5 protein-coding genes are annotated in these 4831 nt (G+C 52.7%); all 5 read left to right on the plus strand.

The features are described 5' to 3' along the window. A partial coding sequence (locus AC1DUA_RS32455) for a DegV family protein (protein WP_477503659.1) occupies window positions 1-803 on the plus strand: 803 nt, incomplete at its 5' end. Then, on the plus strand, window positions 804-2825 hold the full coding sequence (gene recG, locus AC1DUA_RS32460) for an ATP-dependent DNA helicase RecG (RefSeq protein ID WP_477503660.1): 2022 nt from the start codon (window positions 804-806) through the stop codon (window positions 2823-2825). 128 nt (window positions 2826-2953) lie between these two features. After that, window positions 2954-4273: an alpha-L-fucosidase gene (locus AC1DUA_RS32465; RefSeq protein ID WP_477503661.1), complete on the plus strand. Its 1320-nt coding sequence runs from the start codon at window positions 2954-2956 to the stop codon at window positions 4271-4273. 81 nt (window positions 4274-4354) lie between these two features. Further along, window positions 4355-4621: a DUF1294 domain-containing protein gene (locus AC1DUA_RS32470; protein WP_127452230.1), complete on the plus strand. Its 267-nt coding sequence runs from the start codon at window positions 4355-4357 to the stop codon at window positions 4619-4621. A 60-nt stretch (window positions 4622-4681) separates the two neighbouring features. Beyond that, window positions 4682-4831, plus strand: a 150-nt coding sequence (locus tag AC1DUA_RS32475; RefSeq protein WP_477503662.1) for a stage VI sporulation protein F, incomplete at its 3' end; no start/stop codon positions are given.

Genomic DNA, 4831 nt, shown 5'->3' on the forward strand with positions numbered 1-4831 from the left:
GACAAGAGCTTAACATTGAGATGGTGCCGCTTAAGATTCATTTTGGAGATGAACAATTTCTAGATGCGGTGACGCTGCGATCCGAGGAGTTTTATCCTAAGCTGACCTCGTCACCTCATTTTCCGAGAACTTCACAGCCGTCCCCTGCGGAGTTTCTAGGCTTATATCAGAGTTTGTTAGAAGAGCCAAATACGGAAATTATTTCAATTCATTTATCTTCTGCGCTGAGCGGAACGTACCAGTCAGCTCTGCTAGCCTCCACAATGCTGGAGGAGTCTACTGGCAAGGTTCATGTGGTTGATTCCCGCTCTGCTTCTTATGGTATCGGATCCCTCGTTGTCGCTGCTGCGAAAGCTGCCCAGGCTGGGCAAAGTGCCGCTGAGATTATTGAGCTAGTACAAACGATTAGAGAGAACTTTTACATATATTTCCTTGTAGATACACTTGAATTTCTGCAAAAAGGTGGAAGAATCGGCAAAGCGTCGGCGTTGTTCGGTTCTCTGCTGAATATTAAGCCTATTCTCTCGATAGATGGTGAGGGTGAAGTGGCGGCAATTGATAAGGTTCGGGGTCAAAAGAAAGCGATCGCGCGCATTCTAGAGCTGCTTGCGGCTGACGTACCCAATCGGCGTATTCCGTCCATACATATTGCCCATGCCAACAATTTGGAAGGCGCTCAGCTGTTGCGTGAAGTCATTACGCAGCAATTCGAGGTGCAGCATGTTGATTATATTACACTGGGGCCTGTCATTGGCGCACACGCTGGACCCGGTACTATCGCTGCATTCGTGAGTGCGGTGTAAGTGATGGATCTAAATCAAGTTGTAGTACGCGAAGTCCATGGAGTCGGCGCTCAAAAAGCACTTGAGCTGAACGCCATGGGCATTTTTACGGTTATGGATTTACTGGAGTATGTGCCATTCCGGTATGAGGATTACACCGTGCGCGATCTCGCCAGCGTGAAAGACGGCGACCGTGTCACCGTGAAAGGATATATCATCGGGGAGCCAGTGCTGCAGCGCTACAGCGGCAAGTCTCGACTCTCCTGCAAGGTGATGGTCGATGACTTTCTTCTGACGGCGGTGTGGTTCAACCGCCACTTTTTGAAAGATCGCTTGCGGCCGCAGCAGGAAATTATTCTAACTGGCAAATGGGATGGCAAGCGGAGGCAAATGAGTGTGTCCGATTCCGAGTTCCCCGGCCAAGGGGATTCGAATACCGGCACCATTCAGCCGGTCTACTCGGTTGCAGGCTCGATTACGCAAAAGTGGATGCGTAAAGCCATTCAACAGGCGCTGACGCAGTACAGCGCCATGGTCAGTGAAGTGCTGCCGGCGAGCATTACCGGCAGGTACGGGTTTATGCCGCGCAGCAAGGCGCTGGCTGTCATCCACACGCCGAGCGGTGTGGAGGAAGGCAAGCAGGCGCGCAGGCGCATGGTGTATGAGGAGCTGTTCCTGTTCCAGCTCAAGCTGCAGGCTTACCGCGCTGTAACGCGAAGCCGCGCGGACGGGCTGAAGCAGCAGGTCGACCTGCCTGCTGTGCGCGCCTTCGTGCGCGCGCTCCCCTTCCAGCTGACGGAGTCGCAGAAGAGGGTCGTGGGCGAGATCCTGCACGATATGCAGGAGCCGTACAGTATGAACCGACTGCTGCAAGGCGATGTCGGTGCAGGGAAGACGATCGTCGCGGCCATAGGCCTCTACGCGACGTTCAAGGCCGGCTACCAAGGCGCGCTGATGGTGCCGACGGAGATCCTGGCGGAGCAGCATAAGCGCTCGCTGGACCGCTTGTTTGAGCCCTACGGGCTGCAGGTTGCGCTGCTGACAGGCAGCTCGACAGACCGCCAACGGCGGGATCTGCTGGCTTCCTTGCAGATGGGCATGATTGATGTGTTGGTCGGGACGCACGCACTCATTCAAGAGGACGTCTACTTCCGTCAGCTGGGGCTGGTTGTGACGGACGAGCAGCACCGTTTCGGGGTGAATCAGCGCAGCATTTTGCGGCGCAAGGGGATGAATCCCGACGTGCTGACGATGACGGCGACGCCGATTCCGCGAACGCTGGCGATTACCGCTTTCGGCGACATGGACGTGTCGACGCTGCGGGAGCTGCCCAAAGGGCGTAAGCCAATCAAGACGTATGCCGTGCAGCATGCCATGCTGGAGCGTGTGCTTGGTTTCATCCAGCGCGAGGTGGCGGCAGGGCGGCAGGCGTATGTGATTTGTCCGCTCATCGAAGAGTCGGACAAGCTGGACGTGCAGAATGCCATAGACGTCCACATTCAGCTGCAGCAGCATTTCCCGCATATGCGGATCGGCCTGCTGCACGGGCGTATGAGTGCGCAGGAGAAGGAAGCGATCATGCGCGCATTCAAGGAAGGGACCGTGGAGGCGCTGGTGTCGACCACGGTCATCGAGGTTGGCGTGGATGTGCCCAACGCCACGTTGATGGTCATCTACGACGCCGACCGCTTCGGCCTGTCGCAGCTGCATCAGCTGCGTGGGCGGGTTGGACGCGGCGAGCACCAGTCCTTCTGCGTGCTCATCGCCGACCCCAAGACCGAGGTCGGCAAGGAACGCATGAAGGCGATGACCGAGACCTCCGACGGCTTCGAGATTGCCAGGCGCGATCTGGAGCTGCGCGGGCCGGGGGACTTCTTCGGCACGAAGCAGAGCGGGCTTCCGGAGTTCCGCGTCGCCGACATGATGGCGGACTTCGAAGTCATGGAGGAGGCGCGTGATGATGCTGCTGAGCTCGTTGGTGATTCATCGTTCTGGACGGGCGCTTCGTTCATCCCTCTAAGAACTTACTTGGAGCGTAATTGAGGTTAGTTTCGTATCTGTCTATTGCTGAGCAGTCTTAGTAGAATAAATGTAGAGGCTTAGTGGGCTCATCGCTCGAAAGAGGACCTTGGGAGCGCATAGCATTTTAATAGCGAAAGGTGTGTAGGAAAATGACAAATCCGATTATTCAAGAACGAACAGAGCGCACTCAGTGGTTTTTGCAGGATCGATTCGGGATGTTCATTCACTGGGGACTGTATGCTATTCCTGCTAGAGGAGAATGGGTGCGCAATGCGGAGCGCATTTCGGTAGAGGACTATCAAACGTATTTCAATGAATTCGATCCTGTTCGCTATGATCCCAAAGCGTGGGCGCGCGCAGCAAAGCAAGCGGGTATGAAATATGCGGTATTGACAGCAAAACATCATGATGGTTTTTGTTTATTTGATAGCGCTCTCACAGAATATAAATCGACAAACACCAAGGCCGGGCGAGATTTAGTGCGGGAATTTATTGAAGCGTTTCGGGCGGAAGGCTTGAAGGTGGGACTCTATTATTCGTTAATTGATTGGTATCATGAGGACTACCCGGCTTATGGAGATCGTCACCATCCGATGCGGGGGAACGAGAGCTATGCAAGAAATCCAGAGACGTTCGACCGGTATTTGCAATATATGCATGGGCAAGTCAAAGAACTGCTCACGAATTATGGCAAACTGGACATCATGTGGTTTGATTTCTCCTATGATCAGATGAAGGGGGAGACCTGGAAAGCAACGGAGCTGATGGCGATGATTCGGGCTCTGCAGCCGCACGTCATTGTAGATAACCGTCTGGACGCAAGCGGTGAAGAAGGCGGAAGTATTTTTACGAACAATCCACTCAGTTATTCGGGTGACTTTGCTTCGCCAGAGCAGATCATTCCACCGCAAGGTGTGACGGATCATGAGGGCAATCCCATTCCATGGGAGGCTTGTATCACGCTGAATAATAACTGGGGGTACGCAGCTCAGGATTTCGAATACAAATCGCCAACAACGGTCATTCGAAAACTGGTAGAGTGCGTCAGCAAAAATGGTAATTTGCTCTTGAATGTCGGCCCTAATGCACTCGGCGAAATTCCGCAGGAGTCCTTGGACATTTTGTCAGAGATTGGCGACTGGGTGCAGAAAAATGGGGACAGCATTTACGGCTGCGGGCAAGCCGATTGGCCGAAACCGGAATGGGGCAGATATACGCAAAAAGGCAATTTGCTGTATGCCCACTTGTTCGAAGAAAGTGTAGGTCCCATCAACTTGAACGGTTTGGCTGGCAAGGTGAAGAAAGCAAGGATGCTGTCGGATGGTTCCGAGGTCTTCTTAAGCCGTCCTTGGAATGCTGCTCAGTATCCGGATGACGCGTTCATTAGTTTCGACAGACCGGAGCACTCCAGCTATCCGCTGCCGGATAAGAGGGCGACAGTTGTGGAGCTTACGTTACTTTCATTTTAAAATTAACATTTGACCACGCCTCCATTCGATTTTAAGATAATAGTAGTCCTATTATTATTTTGGAAACGAAGGTGCCATCATTTGACTTATTTTCTTGTATATTTACTGCTGATGAATATCGTGACCTTCATAGAAATGGGGCATGACAAGGGGCAAGCCAAAAAAGGCGGCCGCAGAGTCCCGGAGAAACGGCTGTTTATGTTTGCTGCACTTGGTGGCGGGATCGGCGGTTGGCTCGGTATGCGGGTTTGGCGGCATAAGACGAAGCATACCTCGTTCGTTATTGGCATGCCGCTGCTTGTTGCGCTAAATTGTATATGTGTTATTTTAATTGCCATTTATATGTAGTCAAGTTTGTGTTCGTTCCCTCATATGTATAAAGCATGACGGGACATCGGAGGTACGAACATGAGTTATCAGCTGTACGGCATCGATCCTGCGTTGATTGAGCGAGTCAAGTTCAAAATGAGAAATCCAGTGATCAAGGAACGCCTCATCATGCTGCTGCAAAGCGTTACGAAGGCTGATTTGCAAAATCGTATGAAGGTCGCACAGCTC

The sequence above is a fragment of the Paenibacillus sp. 01T422 genome (assembly GCF_056398785.1).